Source organism: Aeromonas sp. FDAARGOS 1418 (genome assembly GCF_019048585.1).
In the GTDB taxonomy this organism is placed as follows: Bacteria; Pseudomonadota; Gammaproteobacteria; order Enterobacterales; family Aeromonadaceae; genus Aeromonas; species Aeromonas caviae.
The window spans coordinates 4,280,440-4,300,522 of sequence record NZ_CP077387.1; the positions used below are offsets into that span (position 1 = coordinate 4,280,440).

The 20,083-nt window shown below is 62.0% G+C and carries 15 protein-coding genes; 8 read left to right on the forward strand and 7 right to left on the reverse strand.

The genetic code is table 11. The features are described 5' to 3' along the window. The first annotated feature begins 240 nt into the window (after positions 1-240). A complete protein-coding gene (prmA, locus tag I6L48_RS20030) occupies positions 241-1,119 on the forward strand; it encodes a 50S ribosomal protein L11 methyltransferase (RefSeq protein WP_128273909.1) in 879 nt (292 codons plus the stop codon). A 479-nt stretch (positions 1,120-1,598) separates the two neighbouring features. Further along, positions 1,599-2,147 (forward strand): sugar O-acetyltransferase, encoded by a 549-nt coding sequence (locus I6L48_RS20035; RefSeq protein WP_161469838.1) that lies wholly within the window; start codon positions 1,599-1,601, stop codon positions 2,145-2,147. A 20-nt stretch (positions 2,148-2,167) separates the two neighbouring features. Here I6L48_RS20035 and I6L48_RS20920 read toward each other — a convergent pair whose 3' ends face one another. The 3 genes from I6L48_RS20920 to I6L48_RS20050 all read right to left on the reverse strand — a co-directional run bounded on the left by I6L48_RS20920 (position 2,168) and on the right by I6L48_RS20050 (position 6,469). Beyond that, positions 2,168-3,247, reverse strand: coding sequence for a methyl-accepting chemotaxis protein (locus I6L48_RS20920; protein ID WP_210600879.1), 1,080 nt, complete (start codon positions 3,245-3,247; stop codon positions 2,168-2,170). Between the two features lie 538 nt (positions 3,248-3,785). Continuing rightward, a complete protein-coding gene (locus I6L48_RS20045) occupies positions 3,786-4,334 on the reverse strand; it encodes an NAD(P)H nitroreductase (RefSeq protein WP_010675416.1) in 549 nt (182 codons plus the stop codon). A gap of 107 nt (positions 4,335-4,441) precedes the next feature. Continuing rightward, positions 4,442-6,469, reverse strand: a complete 2,028-nt coding sequence (locus tag I6L48_RS20050) for an NADPH-dependent 2,4-dienoyl-CoA reductase (RefSeq protein ID WP_161469836.1) — start codon at positions 6,467-6,469, stop codon at positions 4,442-4,444. Between the two features lie 320 nt (positions 6,470-6,789). Between I6L48_RS20050 and sppA the strand changes: the two genes are divergently transcribed. Then, positions 6,790-8,634 carry a signal peptide peptidase SppA gene (gene sppA, locus I6L48_RS20055; protein ID WP_161469835.1) on the forward strand — a complete coding sequence of 615 codons (1,845 nt, stop codon included), beginning with the start codon at positions 6,790-6,792 and terminating at the stop codon, positions 8,632-8,634. A 62-nt stretch (positions 8,635-8,696) separates the two neighbouring features. On the opposite strand, the gene I6L48_RS20060 is transcribed toward sppA, so the two are convergent. Then, on the reverse strand, positions 8,697-9,254 hold the full coding sequence (locus tag I6L48_RS20060) for an NUDIX domain-containing protein (protein ID WP_048207040.1): 558 nt from the start codon (positions 9,252-9,254) through the stop codon (positions 8,697-8,699). Further along, on the reverse strand, positions 9,251-10,054 hold the full coding sequence (locus I6L48_RS20065) for a DUF2989 domain-containing protein (protein ID WP_042014444.1): 804 nt from the start codon (positions 10,052-10,054) through the stop codon (positions 9,251-9,253). Before I6L48_RS20065 ends, I6L48_RS20060 begins: the two co-directional genes overlap by 4 nt. A 211-nt stretch (positions 10,055-10,265) precedes the next feature. Here I6L48_RS20065 and I6L48_RS20070 point away from each other — a divergent pair, with 211 nt between their 5' ends. After that, entirely contained in the window at positions 10,266-11,699 is a 1,434-nt protein-coding gene (locus tag I6L48_RS20070; RefSeq protein ID WP_161469833.1) for a glyceraldehyde-3-phosphate dehydrogenase, read from the forward strand. Between the two features lie 60 nt (positions 11,700-11,759). Continuing rightward, the gene (locus I6L48_RS20075; RefSeq protein ID WP_010675423.1) at positions 11,760-12,053 is read left to right on the forward strand and encodes a YeaC family protein; all 294 of its coding nucleotides are present in this window, start codon (positions 11,760-11,762) and stop codon (positions 12,051-12,053) included. Between the two features lie 227 nt (positions 12,054-12,280). On the opposite strand, the gene ansA is transcribed toward I6L48_RS20075, so the two are convergent. Next, positions 12,281-13,288 (reverse strand): asparaginase, encoded by a 1,008-nt coding sequence (ansA, locus tag I6L48_RS20080; protein WP_010675424.1) that lies wholly within the window; start codon positions 13,286-13,288, stop codon positions 12,281-12,283. Between the two features lie 485 nt (positions 13,289-13,773). Between ansA and gltS the strand changes: the two genes are divergently transcribed. Then, positions 13,774-14,973, forward strand: coding sequence for a sodium/glutamate symporter (gene gltS, locus I6L48_RS20085; protein WP_039040321.1), 1,200 nt, complete (start codon positions 13,774-13,776; stop codon positions 14,971-14,973). Positions 14,974-15,206: 233 nt separating this feature from the next. On the opposite strand, the gene I6L48_RS20090 is transcribed toward gltS, so the two are convergent. Further along, on the reverse strand, positions 15,207-17,078 hold the full coding sequence (locus tag I6L48_RS20090; protein ID WP_039040322.1) for a methyl-accepting chemotaxis protein: 1,872 nt from the start codon (positions 17,076-17,078) through the stop codon (positions 15,207-15,209). Positions 17,079-17,330: 252 nt separating this feature from the next. Between I6L48_RS20090 and prfB the strand changes: the two genes are divergently transcribed. Beyond that, positions 17,331-18,429, forward strand: a protein-coding gene (gene prfB, locus I6L48_RS20095) for a peptide chain release factor 2 (protein WP_102948437.1) whose coding sequence is annotated in 2 segments (ribosomal slippage) — positions 17,331-17,405 and positions 17,407-18,429 — 1,098 coding nt in all. Because the reading frame shifts where the segments join, the coding sequence is not laid out codon by codon here. 77 nt (positions 18,430-18,506) lie between these two features. Continuing rightward, a complete protein-coding gene (lysS, locus tag I6L48_RS20100; RefSeq protein WP_223302609.1) occupies positions 18,507-19,985 on the forward strand; it encodes a lysine--tRNA ligase in 1,479 nt (492 codons plus the stop codon). The last annotated feature ends 98 nt before the right edge of the window (positions 19,986-20,083 follow it).

Consider the following 20,083-nt stretch of genomic DNA (forward strand, 5'->3'; position numbering starts at 1 on the left):
CTTTTCAGCGCACCGGCATAAAAAAAGCCACCCGAAGGTGGCTGAAAAAAGATGACGGAACTTCATAGAGCAAAGCATTCAGCGGGAACAAGTTGCTTCCCGTCACCCATGAAGGAATACATTAACCGTGCCAACTTGGCAGAGTTACCTCCCTTCCCCATGAGGCCATGGTCAAACCACGACAGCACGGGCCCATGATGATAGAATCCCGCGGTTTCACATTTATGAAGAGCCGACGCCATGCCCTGGATACAAATTCGAATCAACGCCACTGCCAAGACCGCAGACAAGGTGAGCAACATGCTGCTGGGGCGTGGGGCCCAGGCGGTGACCTTTATGGATGCCAAGGATGTGCCCGTCTATGAGCCCATGCCCGGTGAAACCCCGCTCTGGGGCGAGACCGAAGTAATGGGACTGTTCGACGCCGAAACCGATCCGGCTCCCACCATCGCCTTCTTCCAGCAGATCTTCGGTGAAGACGTGGGCTACAAGGTGGAGCTGCTGGAAGACAAGGACTGGGTGCGCGAGTGGATGGATCACTTCCACCCCATGCAGTTCGGCGAGCGGCTCTGGATCTGCCCGAGCTGGCGCGACGTGCCGAACCCCGATGCGGTCAACGTCATGCTGGACCCGGGCCTGGCCTTTGGCACCGGTACCCACCCCACCACGGCACTCTGCCTGCAGTGGCTGGACGGGCTGGATCTGGCCGGCAAAACCGTGGTCGACTTTGGTTGCGGCTCAGGCATCCTCGGCATCGCCGCCCTGAAACTGGGGGCCGCCCGGGTCATCGGCATCGACATCGATCCTCAGGCCATCCAGGCCAGCCGTGACAACGCCGAGCGAAATGGCGTTGCCGACCAGATCGAACTCTACCTGCCGGCGGATCAGCCTCAAGACGTCGAAGCGGACGTGGTGGTCGCCAACATCCTGGCCGGCCCGCTGCGGGAACTGGCGCCGCTTATCGCCGGCCACGGCAAGGCGGGCAGCCTGATGGCCCTCTCCGGCGTGCTGGAAAGCCAGGCGCCAGAGCTGGAGACCATCTATGGCCAGTGGTTCGAGATGGACCCGACCGCCGTGAAAGAGGAGTGGTGCCGCCTCTCCGGCCGCAAACTGGGCTGATAAACAACAAGCCACGGCAGTTGCCAACCCATCAGCCGCACACTCGGCTGATAAACAACAAGCCACGGCAGTTGCCAACCCATCAGCCGCACACTCGGCTGATAAACAACAAGCCACGGCAGTTGCCAACCCATCGGCCGTAAACTCGGCTGATAAGCAACAAGCCACGGCAGTTGCCAACCCATCAGCCGCAAACTCGGCTGATAAACAACAAGCCACGGTGGCTGCCAACCCATCAGCCGCACACTCGGCTGATAAACAACAAGCCACGGCAGTTGCCAACCCATCAGCCGCACACTCGGCTGACAAGCAACAGGCCACAGCGGCAACACTTAGGTCGCTGAACGACAAGGGCACCCCAGGGTGCCCTTGTCGTTTCCGGACGCCCATTCTCCTTCTGCCCACTCTGGGGAGAGCCTCACGCTTCTCTGCCCCCCGATGGCTTATCCTCTCTTCCTCCACCCCATCGAGGCCCAGTCATGACCGAATACGAGAAGATGATCGCCAGCCAGCCCTACAACTGCATGGCGCCAGAGCTGGATCTGTTGCGCCGGGAGACGGCCCGCCTGTACCGCCGCTTCAATCGCAGCGACGAGGAGGATGAACAGCTGGCGCTGCTGCAGCAGATCGTCGGCGAGCTGGCACAGGGTGCCTTCATCTGCCCGCCCCTCTACTGCACCTATGGCCGCCACATCCACCTTGGCAAGGGTAGCTACATCAACATGGGGGCCACCCTGCTGGACAATGCCCCCATTCACATCGGTGCCGAGGTGATGATTGGGCCGAACGTGCAGATCTACACCGCCGCCCATGCGCTGGACGCCGATGAGCGTATTCAGGGGGTTGAGACGGCGCTGCCGGTCACCATCGAAGACAGGGTCTGGATTGGCGGCGGCGCCATCCTGCTTCCCGGCGTCACCATAGGGCGGGAAGCTGTCGTGGGTGCGGGCTCGGTCGTGACCAGAGATGTACCGGCCGGTGCCAGGGTGGCAGGCAACCCGGCACGGCTGCTGCCAGTCAAAAGTTGAGCGGAAGGCCCGAGGCTCGCTCAGGCGCTTTCCAGCAAGCGGTCGATACAGTGCACCACCTGCATGCTGGCGTTTTCCATGGTCTTGAGCTGCTCGACCATCCCTTTGATATCGCCCTGCTCGCGCGCGTGCAGGGCGGCCTTGCCGCTCTCGTGGACCCGCTTGTGGGGCCCGTCCAGTTCACGAAAGCCCGGCTTGTGGGCGAAGAGCTCGGCACCCTGCCCCTCTAAATACCATTTGCCCAGCCTACACTGAGCGTGGTCGCTCACCGGCTCGTGAAAATGCTGCTGATCGATGAGCCGATAGATGGTGTTCTTCCAGACGGCGTGATCCAGCTTGGTGGTATTGAGGAAGGAGGTGGAGGCCGCACTGTGGATCACCTGCTGCATCCGGCCTGATTGTGCCAGCACCTGGGTCACCACCACATCGATCTGGGAGGAGGAGGTCGCCACCTCGGCGGCACTGGCCTGGTTGTCATCGATGATGGACTTGATCTCCTGCGCCTGTGCCACTATCTGCCTGACCAGCACCTCGATCTGGCTGCTGGCTTCATGAGCCTTGCTCGCCAGCTGACGCACCTCATCGGCGACCACGGCGAATCCTCGACCAGCTTCACCGGCCCTGGCCGCCTCGATGGCCGCATTGAGTGCCAGCAGGTTGGTCTGATCCGAAATGCCCTGGATGGCGGTCACGAACTGGTTGATGGCGGATGTGCTGGCATCGAGCTGATGGACGGCTGCGAGGCTGCGAGCCGCCTCATCCGTGATGGCATGGGCACGATTGGAAAGACGGGTGATGGCGCCCCGGGTCTGGGCAAAGAGCTGATCCAGCTCGCAGAGCGCTCCCTTTTCCGCCATCAGGTGCTCGGCACTGCCAGCCAGCGCTTCCCGCACGCTCTGCAGCATCTCGCCTCCCTGGTTCTGGCAGGAGATCACCTGATTGAAGAGATCGCCACGCTCCCGGCTGGTGCGCTGCATGTGCTCGTATTCACCGATGGTGGCACGCAATTCGGCCAGCTCGCTCTGGTGCTGCTGCTCTTTGAGAAGCATCGCCTCCCTGAGCTGTTGATTCTCTTTTTCAAGCTTGCGGTTGAACCACATATGGCCTCCGGATGGCAAAGGTGCGGGCAGTCGACGTCAAAGGGAAGCCTCTGGCTCTCTTGTCTCTGCCGATGCTGGCGGATCCCGGGCCGGATTTCACCTGCAAATGCAGGATATTTGACCCTGATCCTGATTCCAATCGAGGCCACATCAATGACTGTGCAAAAGATCGCCGAAAAGAGGCCGGGTGAGGTAGAGAAGAGGCAGAGGAGAAAGAACGCTGACGTGCCGATCCCGCAAAAAATGAAGCCCAATGTCATCAAGACGTTGGGCTCTAAAAAGGTGCTACGGAATTGCGACTCTCATCGCAGAAAATTAGAAGGGGTCACCTTCTAAACTGGCAGTGGGATAATAACGTGGCGCAAACGTTTTACATAGCGTAATAAACCAGGAGTGAGAAGAATCTCTCACAATTCAAAAAATGTCCGGCCAACCCCCTTCTCCCCTCTTGGCAAGTGCGCATTTATCAGTACAGCCTGAGGGCTTTGTCAGAAAACAAAAAAGCCCTGAATAATCAGGGCTTTTGGCGTTCTGTGCTTCAGAAGCTGCGCACGAAGTCCTGAATGGGCAACTCGCGCAGCTTTCGGGCCTCCAGCATGGGGGTGCCAAGGTAGAGGAAGCCCACCAGTTGATCCTCCGGTGCCAGCCCCAGTGCACCATGGATCTGCTCGTCGAAGATGAACCAGCCGGAGCGCCAGATGCCGTTGAAGCCCTGGGCCTGGGCCGCCATCTGCATCGCCATCAGGGCACAACCGGCAGAGAGCTCCTGCTCCAGTTTCGGTACCTTGGGGTGCGCCTGATAACGGGTCGCCACCGCGATCACCAGGGGAGCACGCAGTGGCGCGGCGCGGCACTTCTCGACACTGTCCGCATCCTCGCCACGGGCATGGGCGGCATCGGCCAGCAATGTCCCCAGACGCTCACGCCCCTCCCCTTCAAACAGGATGAACTGCCAGGGGGTCAGAGTGCCGTGATCCGGCGCCCGCAGCCCGGCCTTGAGGATATTGTCGAGCACTTCGCCACTCGGGGCAGGCTCGGCCAGACGACCACAGGAGTGGCGATTGAGTAACAGATGGAGGGCATCCATGGGGCAGTTCCTTGTCAAAGGCGATGATGGCGCTACCTTAGCACAGCACCGGATGAAGAAAACCCCTGAGGTTCAGGGGTTTGTCAGGATACGAAAGGGCCGGGAGGCTAGATGACGGCAGCCAGCTCCGCCCCTTGCCGGATGGCGCGTTTGGCATCCAGCTCGGCGGCCACGTCGGCACCGCCGATGATGTGCACAGGCTTGCCAGCGGCCTGCAGACCGGCCTGCAACTCCTTGAGGGGCTCCTGTCCGGCACAGATGATCACCTGATCCACCGGCAGGCACTGCTGCTGGTCGCCCACCTGGATGTGAAGCCCGGCATCGTCGATACGCAGGTACTGGACGCCGGAGAGCATCTGCACCTTGCGATTCTTGAGCACGGTGCGATGGATCCAGCCGGTGGTCTTGCCAAGGCCGTCGCCCACCTTGCTCTCCTTGCGCTGGAGCAACCAGATCTGGCGCTCGGGGGCATCGATTTCGGGGGTAGTCAGGCCGCCGCGCTCGCCGAGCTGCTTGTCGATGCCCCACTCCTTGAGCCAGTGATCGCGATGGCTTTCAGCATCCGGCGCTCCTCTCTTCTCCACCAGGTATTCGGCCACGTCAAAGCCGATGCCGCCGGCGCCGATCACCGCCACCTTCTCGCCCACCGGCTTGTGATCCCGCAAGACATCGAGGTAGCTCATCACCTTGGCATGCTCGATGCCCGGAATGTTGGGAGTGCGCGGGCGGATGCCGGTGGCGAGGATCACCTCGTCAAAACCGCCGCCCAGCAGGCTCTCGGCACTCTGGCGCTGGCCCAGATAGAGCTCGACGCCACATTTCTCCAGCCGTTTGGCGAAGTAGCGCAGGGTCTCGTGAAACTCCTCCTTGCCCGGGATCTGCTTGGCAAAGTTGAACTGGCCGCCGATTTCGCTCGCCTGATCGAACAGGCTCACCTGATGGCCCCGCTCGGCGGCATAGCAGGCAAACGCCAGCCCGGCAGGACCCGCCCCCACCACCGCCAGCTTCTTGGGCTGGGGCACCCGGCCAAACGTCAACTCGGTCTCGAAGCAGGCACGGGGATTGACCAGGCAGGAGGCACGCTTTTGCTTGAACACGTGGTCGAGGCAGGCCTGGTTGCAGGCGATGCAGGTGTTGATCTCGTCCGCCCTGTCTTCAGCCGCCTTGATGACGAATTCGGGGTCCGCCAGGAAGGGTCGCGCCATGGAGACCATGTCCGCCTCCCCCCCCGCCAGGATGCGCTCCGCCACCTCAGGGGTGTTGATGCGGTTGGTGGTGATGAGGGGCACCTTGAGGTGCTTTTTCAGCTCGGCGGTCACCCAGCTGAAGGCACCGCGCGGCACGCTGGTGGCGATGGTGGGAATGCGCGCCTCGTGCCAGCCGATACCGGTGTTGATGAGGGTCACCCCCACCTGCTCCAGTGCCCGGCCAAGGGCGATCACTTCCTCAAGGGAGGAGCCCTGCTCCACCAGATCCAGCATGGAGAGGCGGAAGATGATGATGAAATCCGTGCCCACCCGCTCACGGATGGCGCGGACAATCTCCACCGGGAAGCGCATGCGGTTTTCGCTGCTGCCGCCCCAGCCATCGGTGCGCTTGTTGGTGCGCTCGCAGATGAACTGGTTGATGAGATAGCCTTCCGAGCCCATCACCTCGACCCCGTCATAACCGGCCGCCTTGGCCAGCGCCGCAGTGGCGGCGAAGTCGCGAATGGTGCCGCGGATCTGCCGCTCGCTCATGGTCCGCGGCTTGAACGGGGAGATGGGAGCCTTGAGGGCGCTCGGCGCCAGGCTGAACGGATGGTAGGCGTAGCGGCCCGCATGAAGGATCTGCAGCGCTATCTTGCCCCCTTCCCGGTGCACTGCCTCGGTCACCTTGCGGTGTTTGGCTACCTGCCAGGGAAAGCTCAGCTGGGAGCCGTGGGGCACCAGCCGCCCCCGCAAATTGGGGGCGATGCCGCCGGTCACGATGAGACCGACCCCGCCACGGGCCCGCTCACCATAGAAGGCGGCCAGCTTGTCAAAGCCCCCCTTTTCCTCCTCGAGGCCGGTGTGCATGGACCCCATCAGTACGCGGTTGCGCAACTGGGTAAAACCCAGATCGAGGGGGGTCAGCAGCGTGGGATAACGGCTCATGATGCACTCCTTGTCGAGGTCGATGTGCACGGGGTCATGCTCCAGCCTTCCTGGCTGCCTCGGGTGACGGGCAGTAAAAAGAAGGGGTAGGTGGAGGTGGGGCCGGCTCATCGGGCCTTTCAGTTAATTTTTTGTTATCAAACTGGAGCTAGAGTAAAGAATCGAAAACTCTTTTTCAAACAAATGTTTGGACATTTTTTCAGCGAACAGCCGTGTTCCGAAGTGGCGGGGGGCAGTCGACTCAAGGGGAAATGGCAATTGGCTGCGCAACTGGTTAATAATGGCTGCTCTCAACCCATTAACAGGGCGACAACGCAGCTATGTCTATTTTCAAAGGTCTGGGATGGCTCTTTCGCAGCCTCTGGCGCCTGCTCAACTTTACCCGCTTGATGCTGGTCAACCTGCTGTTTCTTCTCGTCGTGCTGGTCATCGTCTTCAGCGTCAGCCAGAGCGAGACCCCAAGCACCCCCATCGAGGGGGCGCTCACCCTCAATCTCTCCGGTGTGCTGGTAGAACAGCGCACCCAGACCGATCCCACGGTGCAACTGCTCAGGCAGATGGACAAGGGGGACGAGCAGCCAAGCGAAATCGTCCTCTCCGATCTGCTGTGGGCCATCAAGAGCGCGGGGAATGACGATCGCATCAAGGCGCTGGTGATCAAGCCCCAGGGTCTGCAAGGGGCCAGCCTCTCCAAACTGCAGGAGGTGACGGCCGCCATCGACGCCTTCAAGGAGAGCGGCAAGCCGGTCATCGCCATGGCGGACTACTACAGCCAGGGGGCCTATCTGCTCGCCGCCCACGCCGACCACGTGCTGCTCAACCAGAGTGGTGCCGTGCTGATCGAGGGGCTGGGTGTCTACCAGACCTACTTCAAGTCGGCACTGGAGAAGCTCAACATCACCCCACACGTCTTCAAGGTCGGCACCTACAAGTCCTTCGTCGAGCCCTACACCCGGGACGAGATGTCCCCCGAGAGCAAGGAGGCGAACCAGCGCTGGCTGGATCAGCTGTGGCAATCCTATGTGGCCGACGTGGCGGAGCAGCGGGAGATCGAACCGGATGCCGTCGCACCGAACAAGGATCACTTCCTCGAACTGCTGCGCAAGGCCGGTGGCAATGCGGCCAGCTACGCCCTCGACAACGGTCTGGTGGATCAGCTCGCCACCCGCGACGAAATGACCCAGGCGGTGATCAAGGAAGTGGGCGAGGCCGATGATCACGGCTGGAAGGGCGTGGGCCTGAAAGAGTATCTGGCCGCCATCCCGGAGCAGTACCCCCAGAGCGGCAAGGATGAGGTAGGCCTCATCACTGCCAGCGGCGCCATCATGGATGGCGTCCAGCCTGCCGGCACCATCGGCGGCGACAGCCTTGCCGATCTGCTGGCCGAGGCCCGCCGTGACGATCAGGTGAAAGCCGTGGTGCTGCGAGTGGACAGCCCCGGCGGCAGCGCCTTTGCGGCCGAGCAGATCCGCGCCGAATTGCTGGCCCTGAAACAGGCGGGCAAGCCGGTGGTCATCTCCATGGGCAGCTACGCCGCCTCCGGTGGCTACTGGATCTCCGCCGATGCGGACAAGATCTTCGCCTCCCCCACCACCCTCACCGGTTCCATCGGGGTGTTCGGCATGTTCGCCACCATCGACAAGGCGCTCTCCCAGTACGGGGTACACACCGACGGCGTCGGCACCACCGACTTCGTGGGGGTCGGGCTGACCCGTGCCCTGCCGGATCACGTGGGTGAAGCCATTCAACTGAGCGTGGAAGACACCTATCAGCGCTTTGTCGGCCTGGTGGGCAAGGGCCGCGGCCTTAGCCCGGAAGAGGCGGAAAAAGCCGCCGAAGGCCGGGTCTGGACCGGGCAGGATGCCAAGGCACTGGGGCTGGTGGACGAGTTCGGCAATCTGGATGACGCCCTCAAGGCGGCCGCCGATCTCGCCAACCTCAAGAGTTGGCAGGTCACCCCCATCGCACCGGAAGAGTCGGCCAGGGACAAGTTCCTGCGCGAGCTGTTTGACAGCAGTGCCCGCATCCTGGCCCCGCACCTGCAAAGCTGGCTGCCCGCCGGGCTTGGCAAGACGCTGCTGGAGATGAACCGCACTCTGGACCCGCTGACCCGCTTCAACGATCCCCAGGGCACCTACGCCTTCTGCCCGGTCTGTCTCCCCTGACGCCGGGGACAGCCATAAAAAAACCGCCGACAGGCGGTTTTTTTATGGGGCAAGCGGCCTTGTCAGGTCAGCAAGCCGGACGCTTGCCAGCGGTGCAACTCTGCCAGCACCCGGGTCTCTCGCGCCGTCCACTGGGGACAGGGACCCGCCAGCTGGGTCTTGTTGGTTTGCAGTGCCTCGGCCAGGGGGAACCAGCCCGGCGTGAAGCCGAGGCGGATCTCGTAGGGCTGGGGGCGCGGTGCACTCCAGTCCTCCCCGACCCGGCAGAGGTAATAGGACGATCGAATGCAGTAGGCATCGTAATCCGGCTCGCGCGCGGCACGATACTCCCGGGTCTCTCCCAGCAGGGGGCCCACGGCCACCAGCTCGGCGCCACACTCTTCCCGCAGCTCCCGGGCCAGGGCCGCATCGTGCGCCTCCCCGTGCTCGATGCCGCCACCGGGGAACATGAGATCCCCGTTGACGCGGGAGTGCACCAGCAGCAGTCGATCACCACGCATCACCACGGCCCTCACCGTGGCCCGTTCAAGCACCCTGTCCTCGCCGCGGATCTGGCCGTGGACGAGACGGATATCGAAGGGATGGGCCCACTCCCGGGCTTCTGACAGGGTCGGATTCATGGTGTGCGGTAGCTCCCCTGCCTGAGTGCGTCGACGATGGTGGCCGCCTGGTCGTCCAGCGTCTCCTGCTCCTCCTTGCCGATGGCATGGTAAATGCCGAGCCGGGTGGCGGAGACCTCGGGGCTCTCCTGGAATGACTCGCTCACCTTGCCCCACAGATAGGCCTGATCAAATCGCTTCTGCCCCATGTAGAGGGTGCTGAGGGCGGTGAGGATCCGGCTGTTGACCTTGTCCCCCTCCCGATAGAGGGAGAGCGCATGGTGCATCAGCCTGATGGCCTTCTCGGGCTCGCTCTTGGCATAAATGCCGCCGAGCGCCAGTTGCAGCTCGGGCTCCTCGAGGCTCGGCGTCCCCTCCTGCGCGAGGAAGCTGGCGCGGGCCTCGGGACTGGTGTTGTTGGTCCAGTGCCAGAGCAGCAGGTAGGGATCCTGGGAACCCCGGGTCTGCGCATCCAGTTGCTCCAGTTGACGGCCGGCGGCCAGCATCCCTTCCACTCTGGGGCTCTTCTGCTCCCTGGCCCGCTTGTACTCGATGTTGGTGGAGTGCTCGGCGCACTGCAGATAACGCTCCAGGCCGCGCATCAGATCGTACTTGCGCCTGTCCGTCCCCTCTTCCTGGAGATAGTAACGACCGCGAATGACGTCGCTGCGCTCATAGCGACACCAGCCGTCGTCCACCAGGTCCGCGCACAGGGCGGGATATTGGGAGCAGATGTTGTGGATCCTGTCGTCGTCGCAGGCCGTCAACGTCAGGCAACAAGCGAGGGAAAGCAGTAACGGACGCTGTGAGAATAGGGTCATGGTTCACATCTGGTTGATAACAATCGCAACCCGCACCGGCCACCGCCAACTAGCAAACAGGCTACATATCCATTACAATGCGCGCGCCGTATAAGGCCGCGATTGCAGAATAATATAACGAAACCATCAGCCCTACACTGATCTGCCTTCGACGAATTTCAATTTGCCCAGGCAACTTGCTTCAACAACGTGAAATAAAAGGATCTGGTTAATGACCCACGAGCACTACTTGCAGGCGTGGCAGGAGAGCCAGGAGCTCGCCGAAGCCATGCAACCCTTGATAGGTCGCCTCTACCGACAGCAAGGGATAGAGATCACCCTCTACGGACGCCCGCTGCAAAACGCCTCCACCATCGATATCCTCAAGGCCCACCGGGTCGTTCGCCGCCACCAGGGCACCCCGCTGCCCATCCAGCAAAGCTTCCCTCTCCTGCGCGCCATCGTCGCCCTGAACCCCACCGCCGCCGAAGTCGATCTCGGCAAACTGGCCGTGGGCTACTGGCAGGATCACCAGGATGAAGCCGGCATCGAGGACTATCTGCGCGCCAAGCTGGCACCGGCCCTGAACCGCAGTGCCGTGCCCGCCCCGACCGACGTGGTGCTCTACGGCTTCGGCCGCATCGGCCGCCTGCTGGCCCGTCTGCTCATCGAGCGCACCGGCGCCGCCAACTCCCTGCGCCTGCGCGCCATCGTGGTGCGCGGCGGTCGCGACGGGGATCTGGAGAAGCGTGCCAGCCTGCTGCGCCGCGATTCGGTGCACGGCCCCTTCAACGGCTCCATCGAGGTGGATGCAGAACGCAGTGCCATCATCGCCAACGGCACCTTCATCCAGGTGATCTATGCGAACAGCCCGGCCGACATCGACTACACCGCCTACGGCATCGACAATGCGCTGATCGTTGACAACACCGGCGTCTGGCGTGACGAGGCGGGGCTGTCCGAGCACCTCAAGGCCCGCGGCGCCGCCCGGGTGCTGCTGACCGCCCCCGGCAAGGGGGAGATGAAGAACGTGGTGTTCGGGGTCAACCACGAGGTGATAGGCCCGGATGACAAGATAGTCTCCGCCGCCTCTTGCACCACCAACGCCATCACCCCGGTGCTCAAGGTGATGCAGGACAAGTACGGCATCCGCCACGGCCACGTGGAGACGGTCCACTCCTATACCAACGATCAGAACCTCATCGACAACTATCACAAAGGCGAGCGCCGCGGTCGCAGCGCAGCCCTCAACATGGTGATGACCAGCACCGGTGCCGCCAAGGCGGTGGCCAAGGCGCTGCCGGAGCTCAAGGGCAAGTTGACCGGCAACGCCATCCGGGTGCCCACACCCAACGTGTCCCTGGCCATCATCAACCTGTCGCTGGAACAGACCACCGATCGGGAGAGCCTCAACGCCTATCTGCAGCAGATGGCGCTGAGCTCGGCCCTGCATCGCCAGATCGACTTCAGCGCCAGCACCGAGCTGGTCTCCTCCGACATGGTGGGCTCCCGTTTTGCGGGCATCGTCGACTCCCAGGCCACCATCGCCGAGGGGGATCACTGCGTGCTCTACGTGTGGTATGACAACGAGTTCGGGTACAGTTGTCAGGTAGTACGGGTGATGGAGCAGATGGCTGGCGTAGTCCGCCAGGATCTACCGGCATAGTCCGACAGGATCTGCCCGCCTGAACCCGCGTTCATGGCTCAATTTTCAAGGAGAGGCCGGATGTCGTCTCAGCAAGTGACGTTTCAACAAGCGATAGCGCAGATGCCCAAAGAGGTGTACGAGCGGCTCAAGACTGCGGTCGAGCTCGGCAAATGGCCGGATGGCAAGCCCCTCACCGAGGAGCAGAAGGCCACTTCCCTGCAGGCCGTGATGGCCTGGCAGGCGATGCACCTTGAGAACCCCGAGCACATGAACATCGGCCGTGACGGCGAGATCGTGATGAAGAGCAAGAGCGAGCTCAAGCGCCAGTATCGCGATGAGGAAGAGATAGTACGGGTCGACCTTAGCCACTGAGGCAGGCCGCACGTCACCTATCGCGGTAACGAAATGAAAGAGGGGAGCCATTATGGCTCCCCTCTTTTTTCCCCCTCATCCCCGGCCCTTCTCCCACCAGGGGAGAAGGGAGCTGGCACGCACCTGCGAGCAATCAGCGGGCCACCTGCCGGCGATCTTCATGGCAAACCTCGCCACCTCGATCTATCCCCTCTCCCGCTGGGAGAGGGTTAGGGTGGGAGGGAAAGTCAGGGGGTCAGTTCACCCCGCAGGGACTGCTGCATCAGCTCGCGGATGCGCGGCGCCGGCAGATCCTGGCTCAGCAGGAAGTGCAGCTTGGTGAGCGCCGCCTCGGCGGTCATGTCAAAGCCCGAGATGACTCCCGCACGGGAGAGGGCGTTGCCGGTGGCATAGCCCCCCATGTTGACCTTGCCGTGCAGGCACTGGCTCAGGTTGACGATGATGACGCCCCGGGCAGATGCCTCTGAGAGCAGCGCCAGCATGGCCGGGTTCTGGGGCGCATTGCCCACCCCGAAGGAGAGCAGGATCAGCGCACGCACCGGCTGTTGCAGGATGTTCGCTATCACCTCAGCCGAGATCCCCGGGTAGAGGGTCACCACCCCGATGGGCTGGGGGGTGATGTCGTGCAGCACCAGGGGGCGATCGCACGGCACTCCCAGCTCACCTGCCTCCAGGGAGATGGCGATACCGGCATTGAGCAGGGGCGGGTAGTTGGGCGAGTCGAAGGCGTGGAAGCCGTCGGCATGCACCTTCTTGCTGCGGTTGCCGCGATAGAGCTGGTTGTTGAAGAAGAGCGTCACCTCGTGGATCGGGTAGTTGGCCGCGATATAGAGGGCGTTGAGCAGGTTCTGCTGACCGTCCGAGCGCAGCTCGGCCAGGGGGATCTGGGAGCCGGTGATGATGACCGGCTTGTGCAGATCTTCGAGCATGAAGGAGAGCGCAGACGCGGTGAACGACATGGTGTCGGTGCCGTGCAGAATGACGAAACCGTCGTACTTGTCGTAGTTGCCCTTGATATCCTCGGCGATGCGCTGCCAGTCTGCCGGCGTCATGTCGGAAGAGTCGATGAGGGGGGCATATTCGTGGATATGGTAATCGGGCATTTCCGGTCGATGGAACTCGGGCATCCGTGCCAGACAGTCCTCCATGAAGCCCGCCATCGGTACATAACCGTGGTCGGAACGCTGCATCCCTATGGTGCCGCCTGTGTAGGCAATGTAGATGGACTTCTTCACACCCTCTCCTCTCTCTGGACTGGAAACCGGCAAATCAAACAGGGCTCAACCGATACAGCCCCCGTCCTTCAGATGGTGCGGGCTCAATATCGGTCATCAGCAGACCTCTTGAGGGTCTGTGTCCTCCCGTGGGGGCGGAACCGGGCGAATTATAAAGAGTGCCGCTGCAAATGACAGCCGCAGCAGCATTGTTGCGATCCGGAGCACACTCGGCGAGGCAGTTTTAAATGCCATGTTAACACCATGTTTTAATCATTAATGTGACATATGTGGATGTACTTGGTGTTTTTTGCTAGTATCCGGCGGGTTTTTCACAAATCTCATCTGGACACCCGACGAACACGGGCTCGTGTCGACCCCCTCTTTTGCAGAGGGACGGGGCTGCGGCCCCTCTGTCACTGGCGCGTTCGCCACTCTGTTTCATCCCGGCTGGATCCGTGAGTCTTTCTCGCCAAAGACACAGCCGATCAACATGGGAGCACTGAATGCTACAACTTGATGCCTACGCCACCCTGGTCGCCGCGACCCTGGTGCTGCTGCTTGGCCGCCTGCTGGTCAACAAGATAGGACCCCTGCGCACTTTCAACATCCCCAAACCCGTGGCCGGTGGCCTGGTGGTGGCCCTGGTGCTGCTGGTGCTGCGTTCCACCCTGCAGATCGAACTGCAATTTGATACCAGCCTGCAGACGGCCCTGATGCTGACCTTCTTCGCCTCCATCGGCCTCTCCGCCGATCTGGGCAGCCTCAAGCGCGGCGGCAAGGCGGTGGCCACCTTCCTGCTGGTGGTCACCGGCCTGCTGCTGGTGCAAAACAGCCTGGGGGTGGGTCTGGCCACCCTGCTGGGGCTGGATCCCCACATGGGGCTGCTGGCCGGCTCCATCACCCTCTCCGGCGGCCACGGCACCGGGGCTGCCTGGGGCTCCATCTTCACCGAGAAGTACGGCGTGCAATCCGCCGCCGAGCTGGCGATTGCCTGTGCCACCTTCGGCCTGGTGCTGGGGGGCCTCATCGGCGGCCCGGTCGCCCGTTATCTGGTGAAGAAGGTGCAGGTGCCCGGTGAGGAGCACAACCGTGACGGCGCCCCCCAGGGCTTCGAAATGCCGGACATGGAGCGCCCGCTCACCACCTTCAGCCTGATCGAGACTCTCGCACTCATCGCCATCAGCCTGAAAGGGGGCGAAATGCTGGCCCTCTACCTCAAGGGCGGCGTCTTCGAATTGCCGATCTTCGTCTGCGTGCTCTTTGTCGGCGTGCTGCTGCGCAACCTGCTCACCCTGCTCAACTGGCACGAAGTGAGCGACCGCGAGGTCTCCCTGCTCGGCAACGTCAGCCTGTCGCTCTTCCTCGCCATGGCGCTGATGAGCCTCAAGCTGTGGGAGCTGGCAAGCCTGGCCCTGCCCATCTTCATCCTGCTGGCCGTGCAGACGGTGGCAATGGCGCTCTACGCCATCTTCGTCACCTTCCGGGTCATGGGGCGCAACTATGATGCAGCCGTGCTGGCGGCGGGTCACTGCGGCTTCGGCCTCGGCGCCACCCCCACGGCCATTGCCAACATGCAAGCCATCACCCAGCGCTTTGGCCCCTCCCACCTGGCCTTCCTGGTGGTGCCCATGGTCGGTGCCTTCTTCATCGACATCATCAACGCCGTGGTGATCAAGCTGTTCCTGGCCCTGCCCTTCCTGTGATCCCGGGCGCAGGCCCCGTATGACAGGGCCCACCTTGCGGTGGGCTCTGTCATTTCTGCTCGCCAGCAGCACTGAATCCCATCCTTCATGGGTGCCCGCTGGGAAACATCTAAACAAAAAGCCCCGCACTCGGCAGAGTGCGGGGCTTTGTCATGGCGGCCTTGATCGCCGCGTGTCAGAACTTACAGGAGGATGGTCGACACCTGCTGGTTCAGATTGCGGCCTGACCTTCCTTACAAAATAAAGGTCGACACCTGCTGGTTCAGGTTGGTGGCACGCCCCTTGAGGTTGTGCGCCTGATCCAGGTCGCGCATGGCGGAAGCGGTGATCTCGTCGCTCACATCCTTGATGGCGGTAGTGTTCTGGGTGATTTCACCGGTCACCTGGGTCTGCTCCTCGGCGGCGGTGGCGATCTGGCCCGCCATGTCGGAGATGAGGCTGACGGCCTGGGTGATCTCCTCCAGAGCCGCAGCGGCAGCGTCGGCATCCTTCACGCTGTTGTCCGCCAGCCCCTGGCTGGTCTGCATCAGGCTCACCGCGCGGGCCGTGGTCTGTTGCAGGGTTTCGATGGTGGACTGGATCTCCTGGGTGGAATCCTGGGTACGGCGCGACAGCACCCGCACCTCGTCCGCCACCACGGCGAAACCGCGACCCTGTTCGCCGGCACGGGCCGCTTCAATGGCCGCGTTCAGCGCCAGCAGGTTGGTCTGCTCGGCGATGCCCTGGATGGTGGAGAGGATGCCGGAGATGGCCTGGGCGTGACGGCTCAGCTCACCGATGACGCCGGTCGCCTGCCCCACTTCCTCGGCCAGGTTGTTGATGGACTGGCGAGTCTGGTTCACCAGGATCTTGCCCTGTTCACTGCTCTGGGCGGATTGCTGGGCGGCGGCAGCGGTGTTCTCGGCGTTGCCCGCGATCTCCATAGTGGCACTCGCCATCTCGGTGACGGCGGTGGCGACCATGGTCACCTCCTGTTGCTGGCGTTGCAGCTCTTCCACCGCGGCCTGGTTGGTCACCAGACTGCGTTCGGCATCGGCGTTCAGCTCGTTGGCAAGCTGACGGATGTTGGCGATGAGCTGATGCTGGCTGCCCACGAAGCGGTTGAAGCTGCCGGCGAGCTGGCCCACTTCGTCATTGGCGTCGATCTTGATGCGCTGGGTCAGATCGCCGTTACCGTCGGCGATGCGGGCCAGGGCCTGGGACACCTTGGTGAGGGGACCGAGCAGCAGGCTGACCAGCCAGGAGATGGCGAGAATGCTGCCCACCAGCACCAGCAGGGCCAGGCCGAGCTGGGTCATCAGCAGGGAGGAGAGCGGCGCCTCCAGGGTGCTCTTGTCCAGTACCAGCACCAGCTCCCAGTCGGTGTCCGGAATGTCCGTCGCCCACAGCAGCTTGTCACGCCCCTCGTTGTCGAAGAAAGCAGGCACCAGACTGTTGCTCGCCTTGCTCTGATCGATCAGGGCATTGGTCAAATCGTTGTCGATCTCGCTGGCTGGCTTCATCGCCTTGGCCGCATCCTTGTAGGCGATGACGGTGCCATCCTTGTGCATCAGGATGGCGAAGCCGTCCGCTGGCAGCTTCATCTTGGTGATGTCATCCACCAGGGAGGCGATGGAGAGATCCCCCCCCACCACGCCGCCCTGGGCCGGCTGGGCCAGGGTCACCACCAGAATGTTGTAGGCCACGTCGAGGTAGGGTTTGGTGACGATCATGCCGCCCTTGGCCATGGCTTCCTGATACCAGCCACGGGAGCGGGGATCGTAACCATCGCGGTTGATGGAGGGGTCGGAGTCGTTCATCTTGCCGCTGCCCTCACCGAAATAGGTGAGCTGGAAACGGCCGGACACCTGGGCCTGTTGCAGGGCGTTGAGGGGCTCGGCACCGGCCTTGTTGCCAAGGGCCTGGATGACGTCACGACGGGCCGCGAGCCAGTCGCTGACACTGGCGGCCTGCTGGCTGCCGAGGCGCTGCACCTGTTCCTGACTGCCTTGCAGCAGCATGGACTTCTGGCTGGTGTAGCTCTGCCAGGAGAGCAGCAGGATCACCAGTGACAAGGCGATGACCACAGACAACAGTATCTTCTGCTTGAGTGATAGGTTTTTCATCGTGTTTTCTTCTTGTGGGGGTCGGGAACAGGATCAATCGGGAGTGCGTGGCACTGTGTGTTGTTAGCGGCCAATCCGCGCAAAACTGAAGCGGAGAATGGCGTGAGTGACGATATTTTACGCGGAAATTTTAAAAATGCTGCGGAAAATTGGAGCAGGAAAAAGAGCGGGGCCAGCCAACCCTGTTTATTCCTTCTGCAATTGGCTAGAATATCCCGTTTTTAAATCACATCGACCCCGAGAGTTTTCACGATGTTTGAAGTCAATCCTGTATTAAACAAGCTTAAGGAGCTGTCTGAGAGGACCGAGCTGCTTAGGGGGTACCTTTGACTATGACGCCAAGAAAGAGCGTCTAGAAGAGGTCAATGCCGAGCTGGAACAGCCGGATGTCTGGAACGAACCCGAGCGCGCACAGGCGCTGGGCAAGGAGCGCGTCTCCCTGGAGAACGTCGTCAGCACCATCGATACCCTGACCCAAGGCGTCGATGACGTCGAGATGCTGGTCAGCCTGGCCGTCGAAGGCGAAGACGAAGAGACCTTCAACGAAGCCGTGGTCGAAGCGGACGAGCTGGAGGCCAAGCTGGTGGATCTCGAGTTCCGTCGCATGTTCTCCGGTCAGCACGACGGTTCCGACTGCTACATCGACATCCAGTCCGGTTCCGGTGGCACCGAGGCCCAGGACTGGGCCAACATGGTGCTGCGCATGTACCTGCGCTGGGGCGATGCCCACGGCTACAAGCCCGAGCTCATCGAATGCTCCGAGGGCGACGTGGCCGGCATCAAGTCCGCCACCATCAAGTTCACCGGCGAGTATGCCTTCGGCTGGCTGCGCACCGAGACCGGCGTGCACCGTCTGGTACGCAAGTCGCCGTTCGATTCCGGCGGCCGTCGCCACACCTCGTTCTGCTCCGTGTTCGTCTACCCCGAGATCGATGATGACATCGAGATCGAGATCAACCCGGCTGATCTTCGCATCGACGTCTACCGCGCCTCCGGTGCCGGTGGTCAGCACGTCAACCGGACCGAGTCCGCGGTGCGTATCACCCACGTGCCGACCGGCGTGGTGGTGCAGTGCCAGAACGACCGTTCCCAGCACAAGAACAAAGATCAGTGTATGAAGCAGTTGAAGGCCAAGCTCTACGAGCTGGAAATTCAAAAGCAGAACGCTGAGAAGCAAGCCCTCGAAGAGACCAAGTCCGACATCGGCTGGGGCAGCCAGATCCGCTCCTACGTACTGGATGATTCCCGTATCAAGGATCTGCGCACCGGCGTCGAAACCCGCAATACCCAATCGGTACTCGACGGCGACTTGGACAAGTTTATCGAAGCCAGCCTGAAATCAGGCCTGTAAACAGAGCAGCAGGAATCACCATGTCTGAACAAACCACCACCCCGGAAGTCGACCAGACTCTCGAACTGAACAACGAGATGCTTGAGCGTCGCTCCAAGCTGGCCGCCTTGCGCGCCCAGGGCAACCCCTTCCCCAACGACTTCCGTCGTGACAGCCTCTCCGGCGATCTGCATGCCGAATTCGGCGACAAGAGCAATGACGAGCTGGTCGCCCTGGGTAAACAGGTGAAGATTGCCGGTCGCATCATGACCCGCCGGATCATGGGCAAGGCATCTTTCGCGACCCTGCAGGACATGGCTGGCAAGATCCAGATCTACGTGACCCGTGACGACCTGCCGGAAGGCTTCTACAACGAGCAGTTCAAGAAGTGGGATCTGGGTGACATCGTCGGTGTCGAGGGCACCCTGTTCCGCACCAACGCCGGTGAGCTCTCCGTACACGTCTCCACCATCCGCCTGCTGACCAAGGCCCTGCGCCCGCTGCCCGAGAAGCACAAGGGTCTGACCGACCAGGAAGCCCGCTGCCGCCAGCGTTACCTGGACCTGATCGCCAACGAAGAGTCCCGCAAGACCTTCGTGACCCGCACCAAGGTGGTGGCCGGCATTCGCAAGTTCCTGAATGACAAGCGCTTCATGGAAGTGGAAACCCCCATGATGCAAGTCATCCCGGGTGGCGCCTCCGCACGTCCCTTCATCACCCACCACAATGCGCTGGACATCGACATGTACCTGCGTATCGCTCCGGAACTCTATCTGAAGCGTCTGGTGGTCGGTGGTTTCGAGCGTGTCTACGAGATCAACCGCAACTTCCGCAACGAAGGCATCTCCGTTCGCCATAACCCCGAGTTCACCATGCTCGAGTTCTATATGGCCTACGCCGATTACATCGATCTGATGGATCTCACCGAAGAGATGCTGCGCACCCTGGCACAGGACATCCTGGGCGACACCAGGATCCGTTACGCCAAAGAGGGCGAAGAGGGCCTGACCATCGATTTCGGTCAGCCGTTCCAGCGCCTCTCCATGGTCGACTCCATCCTGAAGTACAACCCGGGTGTGACCCGTGACGATCTGGCCACTCTTGAGAAGGCCACCGCCGTCGCCAAGGGTCTGAAGATCGAGCTGATGAAGAGCTGGGAGCTGGGCCACGTGATCACCGCGATCTTCGAAGAGACCGTGGAACACATGCTGCTGCAACCGACCTTCATCACCGAGTACCCGGCCGCCGTCTCCCCGCTGGCTCGTCGCAACGACCAGAACCCGGACGTCACCGACCGCTTCGAATTCTTCATCGGCGGCCGCGAGCTGGCCAACGGCTTCTCCGAGCTGAACGATGCGGAAGATCAGGCCGAGCGCTTCCAGGCCCAGGTTGACCAGAAAGCCGCAGGGGACGACGAAGCCATGTTCTACGACGCCGACTTCGTCACCGCGCTGGAACACGGTCTGCCGCCGACCGCCGGTCAGGGTATCGGTATCGACCGTCTGGTGATGCTGTTCACCAACAGCCACACCATCCGCGACGTCATCCTGTTCCCGGCCTTGCGTCCACAAAAGTAAGCGCCGAAGAAACAGGGCCGCAGCAAAACGCTGCCGTCCATGGCAATCAAAACGCCCCGCAATTGCGGGGCGTTTTTTATGACGGACACAACCGGTGG